The organism is Stenotrophomonas sp. AR029 (assembly GCF_047520695.2).
GTDB classification, from domain to species: Bacteria; Pseudomonadota; Gammaproteobacteria; order Xanthomonadales; family Xanthomonadaceae; genus Stenotrophomonas; species Stenotrophomonas sepilia.
This window is the reverse complement of sequence record NZ_JAXBQQ020000001.1, coordinates 195150-209851: the sequence shown is the minus strand read 5'-3', so window position 1 is coordinate 209851 and position 14702 is coordinate 195150. Positions and strand designations below refer to the sequence as shown.

At 67.0% G+C, this 14702-nt stretch carries 18 protein-coding genes; 6 read left to right on the top strand and 12 right to left on the bottom strand.

Annotation, left to right across the window (positions count from 1 at the left end):
* The first annotated feature begins 336 nt into the window (after nt 1–336).
* The gene (locus tag ACM0PB_RS01035) at nt 337–1110 is read left to right on the top strand and encodes an NAD kinase (protein ID WP_005417415.1); all 774 of its coding nucleotides are present in this window, start codon (nt 337–339) and stop codon (nt 1108–1110) included.
* Between the two features lie 47 nt (nt 1111–1157).
* A complete protein-coding gene (locus ACM0PB_RS01030) occupies nt 1158–2102 on the top strand; it encodes a 5'-nucleotidase (protein ID WP_005417414.1) in 945 nt (314 codons plus the stop codon).
* A 117-nt stretch (nt 2103–2219) separates the two neighbouring features.
* On the opposite strand, the gene ACM0PB_RS01025 is transcribed toward ACM0PB_RS01030, so the two are convergent.
* The 12 genes from ACM0PB_RS01025 to asnS form a co-directional block, all read right to left on the bottom strand.
* Complete coding sequence (locus ACM0PB_RS01025) at nt 2220–2771, bottom strand: DUF2939 domain-containing protein (RefSeq protein WP_065178611.1); 552 nt, start codon at nt 2769–2771, stop codon at nt 2220–2222.
* A 42-nt stretch (nt 2772–2813) separates the two neighbouring features.
* A complete protein-coding gene (locus ACM0PB_RS01020; RefSeq protein ID WP_065197222.1) occupies nt 2814–3806 on the bottom strand; it encodes an aldo/keto reductase in 993 nt (330 codons plus the stop codon).
* Nucleotides 3806–4492: a DUF2461 domain-containing protein gene (locus ACM0PB_RS01015; RefSeq protein WP_053500718.1), complete on the bottom strand. Its 687-nt coding sequence runs from the start codon at nt 4490–4492 to the stop codon at nt 3806–3808. Before ACM0PB_RS01015 ends, ACM0PB_RS01020 begins: the two co-directional genes overlap by 1 nt.
* A complete protein-coding gene (sbcB, locus tag ACM0PB_RS01010) occupies nt 4489–5928 on the bottom strand; it encodes an exodeoxyribonuclease I (protein ID WP_005417410.1) in 1440 nt (479 codons plus the stop codon). The genes ACM0PB_RS01015 and sbcB overlap by 4 nt, the downstream gene beginning before the upstream one ends.
* Nucleotides 5928–7295 carry an FAD-dependent oxidoreductase gene (locus ACM0PB_RS01005; protein ID WP_279945916.1) on the bottom strand — a complete coding sequence of 456 codons (1368 nt, stop codon included), beginning with the start codon at nt 7293–7295 and terminating at the stop codon, nt 5928–5930. Before ACM0PB_RS01005 ends, sbcB begins: the two co-directional genes overlap by 1 nt.
* Before the next feature lie 31 nt (nt 7296–7326).
* Nucleotides 7327–8601: a kynureninase gene (gene kynU / locus ACM0PB_RS01000; protein ID WP_065178616.1), complete on the bottom strand. Its 1275-nt coding sequence runs from the start codon at nt 8599–8601 to the stop codon at nt 7327–7329.
* A gap of 137 nt (nt 8602–8738) precedes the next feature.
* Entirely contained in the window at nt 8739–9260 is a 522-nt protein-coding gene (locus tag ACM0PB_RS00995; protein WP_049439577.1) for a 3-hydroxyanthranilate 3,4-dioxygenase, read from the bottom strand.
* Between the two features lie 20 nt (nt 9261–9280).
* Nucleotides 9281–9943, bottom strand: a complete 663-nt coding sequence (can, locus tag ACM0PB_RS00990) for a carbonate dehydratase (protein ID WP_005417406.1) — start codon at nt 9941–9943, stop codon at nt 9281–9283.
* A gap of 72 nt (nt 9944–10015) precedes the next feature.
* Nucleotides 10016–10654 (bottom strand): FMN-binding negative transcriptional regulator, encoded by a 639-nt coding sequence (locus tag ACM0PB_RS00985; protein ID WP_065178617.1) that lies wholly within the window; start codon nt 10652–10654, stop codon nt 10016–10018.
* 7 nt (nt 10655–10661) lie between these two features.
* Nucleotides 10662–10976: a hypothetical protein gene (locus tag ACM0PB_RS00980; protein WP_005417404.1), complete on the bottom strand. Its 315-nt coding sequence runs from the start codon at nt 10974–10976 to the stop codon at nt 10662–10664.
* A gap of 5 nt (nt 10977–10981) precedes the next feature.
* Nucleotides 10982–11281 (bottom strand): hypothetical protein, encoded by a 300-nt coding sequence (locus tag ACM0PB_RS00975; RefSeq protein ID WP_005417403.1) that lies wholly within the window; start codon nt 11279–11281, stop codon nt 10982–10984.
* A 30-nt stretch (nt 11282–11311) separates the two neighbouring features.
* Nucleotides 11312–12706: an asparagine--tRNA ligase gene (gene asnS, locus ACM0PB_RS00970; RefSeq protein ID WP_005417402.1), complete on the bottom strand. Its 1395-nt coding sequence runs from the start codon at nt 12704–12706 to the stop codon at nt 11312–11314.
* A 128-nt stretch (nt 12707–12834) separates the two neighbouring features.
* On the opposite strand from asnS, the gene ACM0PB_RS00965 reads away from it, so the two are divergent.
* The 4 genes from ACM0PB_RS00965 (at nt 12835) to rplI (ending at nt 14648) form a co-directional block, all read left to right on the top strand.
* A complete protein-coding gene (locus ACM0PB_RS00965) occupies nt 12835–13173 on the top strand; it encodes a HesB/IscA family protein (RefSeq protein ID WP_005417401.1) in 339 nt (112 codons plus the stop codon).
* 241 nt (nt 13174–13414) lie between these two features.
* Nucleotides 13415–13852, top strand: a complete 438-nt coding sequence (rpsF, locus tag ACM0PB_RS00960) for a 30S ribosomal protein S6 (RefSeq protein ID WP_005417400.1) — start codon at nt 13415–13417, stop codon at nt 13850–13852.
* Between the two features lie 11 nt (nt 13853–13863).
* Nucleotides 13864–14094 carry a 30S ribosomal protein S18 gene (rpsR, locus tag ACM0PB_RS00955; protein WP_002804494.1) on the top strand — a complete coding sequence of 77 codons (231 nt, stop codon included), beginning with the start codon at nt 13864–13866 and terminating at the stop codon, nt 14092–14094.
* A gap of 104 nt (nt 14095–14198) precedes the next feature.
* On the top strand, nt 14199–14648 hold the full coding sequence (gene rplI, locus ACM0PB_RS00950; RefSeq protein ID WP_005417398.1) for a 50S ribosomal protein L9: 450 nt from the start codon (nt 14199–14201) through the stop codon (nt 14646–14648).
* Nucleotides 14649–14702 lie beyond the last annotated feature (54 nt).

The window sequence follows — 14702 nt, the reverse complement described above, 5'->3', positions numbered from 1 at the left end:
AGCAGATGGAAACCTCCGCGACGTTGTTCGCGTGTGCCAAGCGGTCACGGCTGCCCGCAAAAGTGCGGCTTCCGTCATCCACGATGTAGTTGGTATCGGGCCCAACGCGATTGTTTCCCCGCACATCCAGGGAGCGAAGGAACAATCAGCCTTGGGCGTAGGCCGGTTCTGGAGGGCTGTGGCCGCCGTCGCCCAGGCGTTCTACTTGGTGGCGTGCAGAGGAGGGCATCGCTTGGGAATCGGAAGTCAGACAGGCAGCATTGGAATCGGCAACCTCAGTTGCGTTGGAGCAGTGGCGAGGTATGCTCTATCCACACTTCCAGGGCCCCACGCCTGATGAGCGACACCCCCCGCATCGCTTTCCTGGCCAGCACCGCCGAACCTGCACAGATGGCCCGCGCGGCGATGATCTCGCGTTATGGCGATCACGCGCCCGAGCAGGCCGACGTGCTGTGCCCGCTGGGTGGCGACGGTTTCATGCTGCAGACCCTGCACCGGCACGGGCACCTGGGCAAGCCGGTGTTCGGCATGAAGCTGGGCACCGTTGGCTTCCTGATGAACCAGTACCGTGGCGACGATGACGTGCAGGCCCGCATTGCGCGTGCCGAACCGGCCAACCTGCGCCCGCTGGAAATGGTGGCGCTGACCGAGTCCGGGACCAGCACCGGCTCGCTGGCGTACAACGATGTCTCGCTCCTTCGCCAGACCCGGCAGGCGGCCCATATCGGCATCGACCTCAACGGCCAGGAGCGGGTGGCCGAGCTGATCGGTGACGGCGTGCTGGTGGCCACCCCGGCCGGCAGTACCGCCTACAATTATTCCGCGCACGGCCCGGTGTTGCCGCTGGGGTCGCATACCATCGCGCTGACGCCGCTGGCTCCGTATCGGCCGCGACGCTGGCGCGGGGCGATCCTCAAGGCCGACACCGAAGTGCGCTTCCGCGTGCTCGATCCCTACAAGCGTCCGGTCAGCGTCACCGCTGATTCGCACGAGACCCGCGATGTGGTCGAGGTTACCATCCGCGAGTCGAGGGACCGTCGTGTGACCCTGCTGTTCGACCCGGAGCACAACCTGGAAGACCGGATCCTGAGCGAACAGTTCGTTTTTTGAGGACAATGGGCGGCCGGCCCCGCCGACCGCTTGAAGGACCCCCACCGATGGGCGACAACTCCCCCCGTTTGCTGACCGTCGCGGTCACCTCGCGCGCGCTGTTCGACCTCGAGGAAAGCCACGCGCTGTTCGAGAGCGATGGCGTGGCGGCCTATGCCGAGTTCCAGCGCCAGCATGAGGACGACATCCTCGGTCCCGGCGTGGCCTTTCCCGTAGTGCGCAAGCTGCTGGCACTGAACCAGGGCGCCAGCCCGGAGAACCCGCGGGTCGAGGTGATCCTGCTGTCGCGCAATTCGGCCGATACCGGCCTGCGTATCTTCAACTCGATCCAGCATTACGGCCTGGGCATCATCCGTGCGACGTTCACCGCTGGCGAGCCGACTTGGCCGTATGTGAAGCCGTTCGGCACCGACCTGTTCCTGTCGGCCAACCCGGAATCGGTGCGCAGTGCGCTGCGCCATGGCATCGCGGCGGCGACCATCCTGCCCAAACCACCGGGCGAGACCGCTGCGGCAGCGGCCGACCAGATCGATACCGGTCGCCCGGCCGGCCAGCTGCGCATTGCCTTCGACGGTGACGCAGTGATCTTCGGTGACGAGAGTGAGCGCATTTCGCGCGAGCAGGGCGTGGAAGCCTTTGGCCGCCACGAACGCGAACGCGCCCGCGAGCCACTCAGTGGCGGCCCCTTCCGCGGCTTCCTGTCGGCCCTGCACACGCTGCAGGAAGTGTTCCCGGCTGGCGACAGCGCGCCGATCCGTACCGCACTGGTGACCGCGCGGTCGGCCCCGGCGCACGAGCGGGTGATCCGTACCCTGCGGGAGTGGGGCGTGCGCCTGGACGAAGCACTGTTCCTCGGCGGCCGGCACAAGGGGCCGTTCCTGCAGGCCTTCGGTGCCGACATCTTCTTCGATGATTCGCAGCACAACATCGACAGTGCCCGCGAGCATGTAGCCGCCGGCCACGTACCGCACGGCGTCGCCAACGAGGGCTGAGCCCGGTAGCTGTTGGCATCGCGGCGCAGCCGCGCCCACCAAGGTGGGCGTCTACCAGAGCGGGGTACAAGGCGGCGGCAGCGCCGGGCCATGCCCGGCGAGCGCAGCGGCATGGGGCTACGGGCTGCCCGACATCCCCAGCTGCAGGTCCACCACTTTCCAGCGCAGGCCCTGCGGCTCCAGCACCACCTTCATCGGTGGCTGGCCGGGGCCGCGATCCACATCGATCACGAAGCGGTCCAGCGCTTCGAAATGATGTTCGGCATTCTTCAACGGCCGCGCCGGTTCAGTTGCGCCGAAGGCGTCGCCACCCTGCAGTTCATTGCGGCCACGCTTCCACAGCACGTGGCCCTGCAGCATCGCGCCGATCCCGGTCGGGGTCACCATGGTTTCCACCGCGGCCCCCCCGAGCTGGTCGCCGAGGCCGTGGAGGAGGGCACCGAACGGGCTGGCCGCCACGTCTGGGCCGGCCTGGCGCACCAGGTAGTCATTGAGCTGCGCGCGCAGGCTGCTGCGCACGCGCGGGAAATCGACGTAGCGCTCCAGGCGCGCAGTGTCGCGCTGCTCGATGGCCTTGGACAGGCCATTGACGGTCAGGTACGGGCCGCCGAACCACCAGGCCGCCAAGGCCAGGACCAGCAGCACAAGCAGTGCGGTGAGCTTCTTCATGCCGGACAGACTGCCGCAACGGCGGCAGTGCCGGGTGAAGACTCACTGACTGGGCGAACCACGGCCATCACCGAAGGCATCGACCAGCCGTTGCCGTTCCGCCGGAGTCAGCGCCTCCAGCCGCGTCGCCAGCACTTCGTCCAGGCTGCGGGTGCGGGTGGTGCCGAGGATGCCGCTGGCAACGCCGGGATGGCCCAGCGTATAGGCGAAGGCGGTCTGGGCCGGGCGCTGGCTGTGGATCGTGGCCACCGCGCGCCGCATCTGGCGGGCACTGCGCATCAGCTGGCGGCTGCTGGGCTTCAACCACGCGCGCGCCAGATACCAGCCATCGGCCAGCCGTGGCAGGCGCGCACGCGCGGGCAGCAGGTGTCCTTGCGCCAGCACGGTGCCGGCCAGCACGCCGATGCCCACTGCCTGCAGCCGATCGATAAGCGGTTCTCGGTCCTGCTGCAGGGCGTTGTAGTCCAGCAGTACCACATCGAAGGCGTCCGGATGGGCGATCATCCAGCGCAGGGTCGAGGCCGAGTGGGTGTTGATGCCGGTGTACCGGATCAACCCACGTTCGCGCAGGCGCTGCAGTGCCGCCAGCAGGTCGTCACTGATGTCGTGTTCGCTGGCGCCATGCAGCTGGTAGACATCAAGATGGTCCAGGCCGAGGTTGCGCAGCGACGCCTCGCAGCTGGCGGTGATGGCCGCGGGCGAGAAGTTGCGTTGCTCGGCGCCGCTGATGCCGGCCTGGCCGGTCAGCGTGCCGCCCTTGCTTGAGATCACCAGTGAATCGCGCGGGTACTGCTTCAGCAACGGGCGCAGGATGCGGCCCAGGCGCGGCTCGGCATGGAAGCCGGAATAGTTGTGACCGGTATCGAGCAGGTTCACCCCGTGGGCAAGCGCATGTTCGACCACGGCAGCCGCCTCATGCTCGGGGAAGCGGCGATGACCCCAGAAGCCGGAGCAGCCCAGGCCGATCGGTGAAACGGCCAGGCCGGTGCGGCCGAGCACGCGCCGCTGGCGGGCCAGCGGAAGATTCTGCGACATCAGAATTCCAGGTCCAGCGCAGCGCACAGGTAGTCGACGAACGGGCCGAGCGCGGCCAGGTCCTTGCCCAGCGTGGACAGCAGGCGTGGGCCGGTCATCGTGGCGTCATCCAGCGAGCGCCACATCACCCAGTTGCGGTGCTTGAGGTCGTCGATGAACTCGAAGTCGGCCGGGAAGCCACGAGGGGGGCGCACCAGCTTCTCGCTCTCCTCGAAATCGAAGCGCTTGCGCAGGGCCGGCGCGTGCGCGGCGGCCTTCCAGCTGCCCGGGTTGTCGAGGATGAAATGGCGCACGCGGCGCTGGGTTTCCGGTTCCGGATGCCACAGGCCGGCGCCGACGAAGCTCTCGCCGGGTTGCAGGTGCACATAGAAGGACGGCGCGGCCACCTCTCGGCGGCGCTCATGGAACAGGCGCGCACCCTGCCAGGTCTTGTACGGTGACTTGTCGTTGGAAAAGCGCGCGTCACGGTGGATGCGGAACAGCGAGCCACCGACGCCGCGGGTATCGGCGCGGAAGTGCTCGCTGACCTCGGCCAGTGCCGGCTGCAGGTCGCCCAGCAGGCGCAGGAACGGCTGCCGGACGTGGTCTTCATACTGCTGGCGGTGGTCGTTGAACCAGGTCTTGTCGTTGTGCCGCGCCAGGCTGCGCAGGAACTTGAAACTGGCGTCCGAGAAATAGGTGCTCACAGCGTCTCCTGCAGGTGCTGGCCCCAGTCGCGCAACGATTGCAGCAGGGCCTGGCGCCGCGCGTCGCCGGGCGCTTCGGCGGCCAGTGCATCAAGCTGTTGCTGGTACTGGGGCAGGTTGAGTTCGCCCAGGCCGCCGTCGCCGAGCAGGCGCTGGCGGCGGTAATCCTGCCAACGCTGGTGTTCGGCCGGCGCGAGGCTGCCGGGATGGTTGCGTGCGCGGTAGCGGAACAGCAGCTCTGGAAGGCGCGGGTCGCGGAAGCGGCCTTCCAGCGCGGCCAGCTGCTCCGGCGCGGTGGTGCGTGCCAGCGCGAGCAGCGGCTTGTCGCCGTTGCCGAGGAATCCGTCGTACAGCGAGGCATCGACATCGGCCACGGTCGCGACGCGGGGCTGGTTGTAGACCTGGCGTGCCTTCTCGGCCAGCTGTGGAGCGAACGCGCGCAGCCGTTCCACCTTGGCCTCGATCGCGGCCACGTCCAGGCCGAGGCGCGCATGATCGTCGGCGCGCAGGTGGTTCCATGCGATCAGTGCCGGCACCTTGTTCAGGTGTACTTCCTTCAGCGGCACGCGTGTCACGCCTTCGGGCAGCTCGCTGGCCCGCATGTACAGGCGCTGTGCGATCACCTCGGCCGGCAGCTCCAGCAGGTCGTCGATCTCGCCTTCCAGGTCGAACACGATCACCCGGTTGTTGATGGTCGGGTGTACGGCCAAGGGCAGAACCGGTGCGGCGCAAAGGCGGCTGGCAGGGTAGCGCATGGAAATGTGCAGGACCGGCTTCATCGCGGCCACGTCCAGCAGGCCGCCGACGAAGCGCTTGTCGCGCAGCTTCAGTGCGTACTCCCACAGGCGCGGCTGCGACTGCTTGAACAGCCGAGCCATGCCGATGGTGGCGCGCACGTCTGACAGCGCTTCGTGCGCATCGCCTTCGCGCACGTTGTTGGCCTCGGCCAGGTGCTCGAGCTTGAACGAGGTGGCGCCGTCTTCGCGCAGCGGCCACCGGATGCCGTCCGGGCGCATCGCGCGCATCAGCCGCAGCATGTCCAGCAGGTCCCAGCGCGAATTGCCATTGCGCCACTCGCGCTCGTAGGGATCGTGGAAGTTGCGGAACAACCCGTAGCGGACGAACTCATCGTCGAAGCGCAGGGTGTTGTAGCCAAGTGCGCAGGTGCCGGGGCGCGACAGCTGCTCGTTGATGCGGTCGAAGGCTTCGGCCTCGCTGATGCCCTCGGCCAGGGCCTGCTGCGGGGTGATGCCGGTGACCAGGGTGGCCATCGGCGAGGGCAGCAGGTCGTCTGCCGGGCGCACGAAGAAGCTGACCGGCGTGTCGATCTCGTTGAGGTCGGCATCGGTGCGGATCGCGGCGAACTGCGAGATGCGCGTGCGCCGCGGGTCCTGGCCGAAGGTTTCCAGGTCGTAGAACAGGAAGCTGTCTGCCATCAGTGCGCGCCCTCCAGGACCGGCAACTGCGCGTGGACCTGCGTTTCCAGTGCGGCCCAGTCGATGTTGTCCAGTGAATCGTGACCGGCGGTGGCTGCAACCAGCAGGTCGCGCTGCAGTTCGGTGCGGCGCAGCGCCTCGGCGTAGGGCGTGTGCAGGAAGGTGACCATCGTGTAATGCGGCACGAAGCGGGTCGGCCAGCGCCGCTGCAGTTCCTGCTCCAGCTCGCGTTGCAGTAGGAATGCAGGGTCGGCCACGCGGTCGCGCATCTCCAGGTAGTTCTCAAGCGCCATCTGCTGGATGGCACGTGCATTCGGTTTGCGCTCGGCTTCGAACGCGGCGAACGCGCTTTCCAGGTCATCGGCCTCCATCAGCTGGCGGGCCAGTGCAACGCAGTCCTCGAATGCGCAGTTCATGCCCTGGCCGTGGAACGGCACCATCGCATGCGCGGCGTCACCGATCAGCACGGCGCGGCCCTGCTGATGCCAGCGTTCCAGGGTGAGCGTGCCGAGCAGGCCCGGCGGGTGTTGTTCCCAGTCCTTGCGCAGGTTGGGAATCAGCGGCAGGGTATCGGCGAACTCGCGCGCGAACAGCGCCTCGGCCTGCGCGCCGGTGTTGACCGTGGCAAAGCTGGGATCGCCCTGGTTGGGCAGGAACAGGGTGACCGTGAAAGTGCCTTCGTGGTTGGGCAACGCGATGCACATGTAGTGGCCGCGCGGCCAGATGTGCAGCGCATTGCGCTCGATGCGGAAGCCGCCGTCGGCGGCCGGCGGGATCTCCAGTTCCTTGTACGAATGGTCAAGGAAGGCGATGTCCTCGCCCAGCGGCGCACGACGGTTCATCGCCGCGCGCAGTGCCGAGCCCGCGCCGTCGGCACCGATCAGGGTGTCAAAGCGGATGTCGTGCGGGCTGTCGTCACGGTCATCGATGAAACGCGCGTAGCCCGCATCGAAATCCACGGTATGCAGGCGGCGATGGAAGCGCACGGTGGCACCGGCCTGTTCGGCCAGTTCCAGCAGCGTGGTGTTCAGATCGCTGCGATGGATCGACCAGATCACCTCGCTGTCGTCGCGGCCATAGCGCTGCAGCTGCGGTTCGCCGTCGCGTGGATGCACCATGCGCCCGCGCATCATCACCGCGCGCGCCATCACCTCGTCTTCCACGCCGGCCTGGCGCAGTGCATTGCGCCCGCGCTCGGCCAACGCCAGGTTGATCGAACGACCGCTCTCGTAGTCGGCAATGCGGGGATCGCCACGGCGTTCGTACAGGGTGATGCGCCAGCCTTGCCGTGACAGCAGGATGGCCAGCAGGGACCCGGCAAGGCCGGCACCGATAATGCTCAACGAGCGGGAGGCGTGTGCGATCAACGAACTGTCCAGCAGCAGGGGAGGGGTCGGCTTACAGGCCGGCCCAGGCTTCCACTTCCTCGACGAAATGGTGCACGTCCAGGTAGCGGTTGTAGAGCGGGGTGGGCGAGATGCGGATCACGTCAGGCTCGCGCCAGTCGCCGAGCACGCCGATGCCGCGCAGGTGCTCGAACAGTGCACGGCCACGCTCGCGGCCACCGATCACGCGCAGCGACAACTGGCAGCCGCGGCGCTGCGGATCGGCCGGGGTAATGATGTCCAGCACCTGCGGCAGGCGTGCGCGGACCAGTGCTTCGAGCAGGCCGGTCAGCGCCAGCGATTTGCTGCGCAGCGCCTCCATGCCGGCACGCTCGAACAGGTCCAGCGAGGCACGCAGTGGTGCCAGGCCGAGGATCGGCGGATTGCTCAACTGCCAGCCTTCGGCACCGATGGCGGGGGTGAACTGGGGCGCCATCTGGAAGCGGGTCGATTCCTCATGGCCCCACCAGCCGGCAAAGCGCGGCAGGGTGGTGTCGCGATGGTGGCGCTCGTGCACGAACGCGCCGGCCACCGCGCCCGGGCCGCTGTTGAGGTATTTGTAGTGGCACCACACGGCGAAATCGGGCGCCACCTCATGCAGGCGCAGCGGCAGGTTGCCAACCGAGTGCGCCAGGTCGAAGCCGATGCGTGCGCCCTGCAGGCGTGCGGCGCGGGTGATCGCATCGAGGTCGAAGGCCTGGCCGGTGCGGTACTGCACGCCGGGCCACAGCACCAGCGCCAGGCGCGGGCCGTGCTCGGCGATGGCGCGTTCGATCGCGGCCAGCGAAATCGTGCCGTTGGCTTCGTCCGGCTGCACTTCCACCAGACACTCGGCCGGGTCGAAACCATGGAAGCGGATCTGAGCTTCCACCGCGTGGCGGTCGGTCGGGAATGCGCCGGCTTCCATCAGGATCACCGGGCGCTGCGTGGTCGGCCGGTAGAAGCTGACCATCATCAGGTGCAGGTTCACGCTCAGCGTGTTCATCGCTACCACCTCGCTGGGCAGTGCGCCGACCACGCGCGCCAGCTGCGCGCTCACCAGGCGGTGGTAGGACAGCCACTGCGTCGGGCCGGTGAAGTGGCCTTCCACCGCCCGTTCGCCCCATTGTTTCATCACTTCCTGCACCGCTGCCTGCGCACCGCGCGGCTGCAGGCCCAGCGAGTTGCCGACGAAGTAGGTCTGCTCGCCGCCTCCATGGCGCGGAATCAGGAATTCGCCACGCAGCGGGCGCAGCGGATCGGCGGCGTCCAGGGCGATGGCGTGGGTGCGGCTGAGCAGGTCGGACATGGTCGGGCAACAGGCTGCAACGGGACCGCCAGTGTAGCGCCTGGGGCGTGCCTGCCGCCGAACCTGTAGAGCCGAGCCCATGCTCGGCTGCCGGGCCACGAAGCCGAGCATGGGCTCGGCTCTACAGGGGCAGGTGCTCAGCCCGCCGCCGGCACCGGCAGCGGATCCACGTGCCCGCACTGGCTGCAGGTACGCAGTTCCAGGCTGGCGTGGTAGCGCGCAAACACCTTGGGCAGGTCGGTTTCGATGTTCTGCAGCGGGAAATACTCTTCGTGCAGCTTGTGGTTGCAGCGCTCGCAGTGCCAGATCACGCCGTCCATCTCATGCGGCAGCCGCTTGCGCTCGACCACCAGGCCGATGCCCCCGGGCGGGCGCCGCGGCGAGTGCGGCACCTTCGCCGGCAACAGGAAGATCTCGCCGGCGCGGATCGGAATGTCGCGTACCGCGCCGTCCTCCTGCACCTTCAGCACCATCTCGCCTTCGAGCTGGTAGAACCACTCGGGGCCTTCGTCGTAGTGGTAGTCGGTACGCGAGTTCGGCCCGCCGACCACCATCACGATGAAATCGCCGTTGTCGATCATCTTGTTGCCCACCGGCGGCTTCAGCAGGTGGCGGTTCTCTTCGATCCAGGCGTGCAGGTTGATCGGTGGAGCGAGCATGGTGGTCATCCGTGTGGGGATCAGTCGCGACGGCCCTTGCGCGGCACGAAGGACAGCGCTTTTTCATACGCTGGCTGCAGCTCTTCCAGCGAACCGACGTCGATGCCCATTTCACGCACGCGTCCGTCTTTCAGGCTGTAGACCCAGCCGTGCACCATCAGCTTCTGGCCGCGGGCCCAGGCATCCAGCACGATGGTCGAGCGGCAGAGGTTGGCGACCTGCTCGATCACGTTCAGCTCGCACAGCCGGGCGTGCTTGAGTTCGTCGTCTTCGATGGCGTCGAGGATGCCCTGGTGCTTCTGCACCACGTCACCGACATGGCGCAGCCAGTTGTCGGCCAGGCCGACGCGGGTGTTGTGCAGGCAGGCATGCACGCCGCCGCAGCCGTAGTGGCCGACGATCAGGATGTGCTTGACCTTCAGCTGGTCCACCGCGTACTGCACCACGCTCAGGCAGTTAAGGTCGGTGTGGGCGACCACGTTGGCGACGTTGCGGTGCACGAACACTTCGCCCGGCGCCATGCCGATGATCTGGTTGGCCGGCACGCGCGAATCGGAGCAGCCGATCCACAGGTACTCGGGATGCTGCTGCTTGGCCAGCTGGTGGAAGAAGTCGGGGTCCTCCTTCTCGATGCGGTCGGCCCAGTCGCGGTTGTTCTGCAGCAGCTTGTGGATGTCTTTCATGTTCGGGTCCCTGGCGTCGGGTGGGGGCGCACCGCAGCCATCCAGCTGCGACGTCGCGGGAATCGGGGGTGTTCAGCCGCTGCGGGCGGCCTGTTCGCGGTGCCAGCGCATCCACTGCGCCAACTCGGTGGAGGAAGGGGTGCCCAGCTGTTCCAGTTCGGCGATCACGGCGCGCTGGTTGGCGTCGGGATGGTTCTGGCTCAGCTTCAGCTTCAGCTGCACGTGTTCAACCTGGAAACGGAAGCCGACGATGGCACGCAGTTCCGGGCCATGTTCGGCACGCGTGGCATCGAACTGCCAGGCCTGGCCGACGCTGGCTTCGAAGTGGTCGCTGATCGCGCCGACCAGCCCGGCCAGCGCATCGGTATCGTCGAAGGTGTGCAACTGGCCACGCAGCTCGGCGGCGGCGTAGTTCCAGGTCGGCACCCGTGCGGCAGGCTCCTTGTCCGGATACCAGCTGGCCGAGACGTAGCCGTGTGGTCCGTCGACCAGCACCTTGGCCGCACCGCCGTGGCGCGACTGCGGGTTGGCGCGGGCCCAGTGCCCGCGCAGCTCGATGCGCTCGCCCTCGCGCCGGTACAGCACCGGCATCCGGGTCAGCTCCGGCAGGCCATCGCTGCCGGGGGTGAGCACCGTGACGAATGGATCACGCGCCAGCAGGCGGTCCAGCCAGAGCAGGTCGGTCTCGGCGAAGGCGCGTGGAGTGAACATGCCTGGATCAGGCGCGCGCGCCCAGCGACTGGATCATGCGGCCGCGCAGGCCTTCGTCGTTGTCGGCCTGCGGCGGCTGCACTTCGTGCAGGCTGAAGCCGCGCACCAGCGCGTCTTCCTCGTCCAGACCGTCATACTCGACGAATTCGGCGTCGAACAGCTGCGAACGGGCGGTGTCTTCGCTGTCATAGCTCAGCGTATTGCCGTCGCTGTCGAGCACCTCAGCGGTGCCGGCCGGGCGAACGCGCAGGCGCGCCCAGATCAGGGTGTTGCCGAGGCTGGCCAGCCACCAGCTGTCGCGCGAGGCGGAAATGTCATTCATGGGGGTTACCAGAGCGAGGCCAGCCAGAGCAGGGCGGCCATGCCCAGTCCGGCCAGCAGGGTCAGCAGCGATACCCAGGCCGGCGTCGCCAGCCCGGACAGCGAGCGGTCCGGCTGCTGGCGATAGTCGCGGCGCAACAGCCAGGCCAGGGCATCGGGCTTGAGGAAGGCGCCGCTGCCGAAGCGCTCGGCGAGCGCCGGATGGCGGTCGCGAACGTGCACCAGGGTCAGCGGCCAGAAGATCACGAAGGCACTGAACCCGGCCACCGCAACGCCGACGAAACACAGGGCGAAGAACAGGGTCATGGGAGCCGTACCTCCGTGGACGTGTGGGGCTTAGAAGTCCGCGCTGCCCGGGGCGCGCGGGTAGGGGATCGCATCGCGGATGTTGGACAGTCCGCAGACGTACACCACCAGGCGTTCGAAGCCCAGGCCGAAGCCGGCGTGAGGCACCGAGCCATAGCGGCGGAAGTCGCGGTACCAGCTGTAGTGCTCACGATCCAGGCCGAACTGGGCCATGCGCGCGTCCAGCACGTCGAGGCGCTCCTCACGCTGGCTGCCACCGATGATCTCGCCGATGCCCGGGGCCAGCACGTCCATCGCGGCAACGGTCTTGCCGTCGTCGTTCAGGCGCATGTAGAAGGCCTTGATGTGCTCCGGATAGTTGGTCACCACCACCGGACGGCCGACATGCTCCTCGGTCAGCCAGCGCTCGTGCTCGGTCTGCAGGTCCAGGCCCCATTCCACCGGGAAGTCGAACTTTCTGCCGGACTTCTGCAGCAGGCTGACCGCATCGGTGTAGTCGATGCGCTCGAACGGTGCGTTGATGAAATCTTCCAGCTTGGTGATCGCGTTCTTGTCCACGCGCTCGGCGATGAAGGCCAGATCGTCGCTGCGCTCGTTCAGCACGGCGCGGAACAGGTACTTCAGGAACTCTTCGGCCAGGCGTGCGTCTTCGGCCAGGTCGGCGAAGGCGATTTCCGGCTCGATCATCCAGAACTCCGCCAGATGGCGGGTGGTGTGGCTGTTCTCGGCGCGGAAGGTCGGGCCGAAGGTGTAGACCTTGCTCAGCGCCAGGCAGTACGCCTCGACGTTCAGCTGGCCGGACACGGTCAGGAACGTTTCCTTGCCGAAGAAGTCGCGGCTGAAGTCGATCGCGCCCTTCTCGTCACGCGGCAGGTTCACCATGTCCAGGGTGGACACGCGGAACATCTGGCCGGCGCCTTCGGCATCGGAGGTGGTGATGATCGGGGTGCTGATCCAGTTGAAGCCGTTCTCGTGGAAGAAGCGGTGCACGGCCTGGGCCAGGCAGTTGCGGATGCGGGTGACTGCGCCGAACAGGTTGGTGCGCGGGCGCAGGTGCGCCACTTCGCGCAGGAACTCCGGCGACATCGGCTTGGGCTGGATCGGGTAGGTGAGCGGGTCTTCGACCCAGCCGACCACGTCCAGTGCGCTGGCCTGGATCTCGAACGACTGGCCCTTGCCCTGCGACTTCACCAGGGTGCCGGTGCCGATGACCGAGCAGCCGCTGGTCAGGCGCTTGATCTCGTCGAAGTTGGCCAGGGTGTCGTTGGCCACGATCTGGATCGGGGCGAAGCAGGAGCCGTCGCTCACATTCACGAAGGCCAGATTCGCTGAACCGCGCACCGTGCGCACCCATCCGCGTACCGTGACTTCGCCGCCTTCCGGGATCTTCCCGGCAAGCGCATGTTCAACGCTGACCACCGTCATGACTTGAATCCTCTGCTGATCGACTCGATCTGTGAACACGGGAGTTTACCGGTTGCAGCGTTCTGCTTGCGAGGCATTTTTCGTGGCAACGGCTCCTTATAATGTCCCCGTACCTCTGGAGTAGCCCCATGGCCGTCAGCCTGACCCCCATTGCCTTCGAGCGCGTGCAGCGCTTCGTCGCCCAGACCCCCGGCGCGCTGGGCCTGCGTTTCGGCGTGACCAGGACCGGCTGCTCCGGCTGGGGCCACGTGACCGACCTGGCCCGCGACGAGCGCGAGGGCGATACCGTGTTCGACCAGGACGGTGTGAAGATCTATGTCGACGCCAAGAGCCTGGCGTTGGTGGACGGCACCGTGATCGACTTCGGCAAGCATGGCCTGAGCGAGACCTTCACGTTCAGCAACCCGAACGCCACCGCCGAGTGCGGCTGCGGCGAAAGCTTCACCACCGACGCCGACAAGGCCTGACGCGCGGCTTTGGCGCCCGCCGGGCATGGCCGGCGCTACCCGCCTGGTGGGTGCCGACCTTGATCGGTACCGGGGCTGGGCATCCCGGTTCAGAAGGTCGGGTGCCCCCGGTTGCCCGCCATCCCCATCTGCGCCATAATGCGCGGCTTCCTGCCTTCCTGGCGGGAATCCTTGCCCCACCGCGGTCTCAACGGCGGGGGGCTGTCCGGCCGAAAGGCCACATCCGAAAGGTAGAAAAAACATGAGTCGTCATTACGAAATCGTGTTCATGGTCCACCCGGACCAGAGCGAGCAGGTCCCGGCCATGATCGAGCGCTACAAGTCGCTGGTCGAGAACGGCAACGGCACCATCCACCGCCTGGAAGACTGGGGCCGCCGCCAGCTGGCGTACCCGATCCAGAACCTGGTGAAGGCCCACTACGTGCTGATGAACATCGAAGCCGACCAGGCCGTTCTGAACGAACTGACCGAGAGCTTCCGCTTCAACGACGCCGTGCTGCGCAACCTGGTCATCAAGCGTGACGAGGCTGACACCGAGCAGTCGCTGATCATGAAGAGCAAGGACGAGAAGGGTGACAAGCCGGAGCGCGGTGAGCGCCGTCGTCGTGACGACGAAGAAGGCGAGTCCAACACCACCGCTGACAACGAAGCCGGCGACGACGCCGCTTCCGCCGCCTAAGGAGCCTTCCCATGTCCAAGTTCTTCCGTCGCCGCAAGTTCTGCAAGTTCACTGCTGAAGGTGTGAAGGAGATCGACTACAAGGATCTCAACACCCTGCGCCAGTACCTGACCGAGAACGGCAAGATCGTGCCGAGCCGCGTCACCGGTACCAAGTCGAAGTACCAGCGCCAGCTGGCGACCGCCGTCAAGCGCGCCCGCTTCCTGGCCCTGATCCCGTACACCGACAACCACGACGTCTGATGCCGGCGGGGCGGCCCGGTGCCGCCCCCGCTGTGCCAGCTATTCGGACAGCCTTTGTTGCGGGGCATCGCCTCGCTAACGAATAACTCATCTGGAGCAATACCATGCAGCTGATCCTCCTGCAGAAAGTCACCAACCTCGGCAACCTGGGCGACCTGGTCGACGTGAAGCCGGGCTACGGCCGTAACTTCCTCGTGCCGCAGGGCAAGGCCGTGCCGGCCACCGAGAGCAACAAGGCCGAGTTCGAAGCCAAGCGCGCCGAGTACGAAGCCAAGGCCCAGGCCATCCACGCAGAAGCTGAAGGCCGCAAGGCCAAGCTGGAAGGCGCGAGCGTGACCATCGCCGCCAACGCTTCGACCGAAGGCAAGCTGTACGGCTCGGTCGGCCCGCGCGACATCGCCGAAGCCTTCACTGCCGCCGGCCTGCCGCTGGAGAAGAGCGAAGTCATCCTGGGTGAAGGCGCCTTCCGCAACATCGGCGAATACGACGTGCTGGTCCACCTGCACGCCGACGTCGAGACCACCGTCAAGGTCGTCGTCGTCGCCGAAGCCTGATCCCACGCCGCAAGGCCTGGCATCACCGCAGAACGGGCGCCCGCAAGGGTGCCC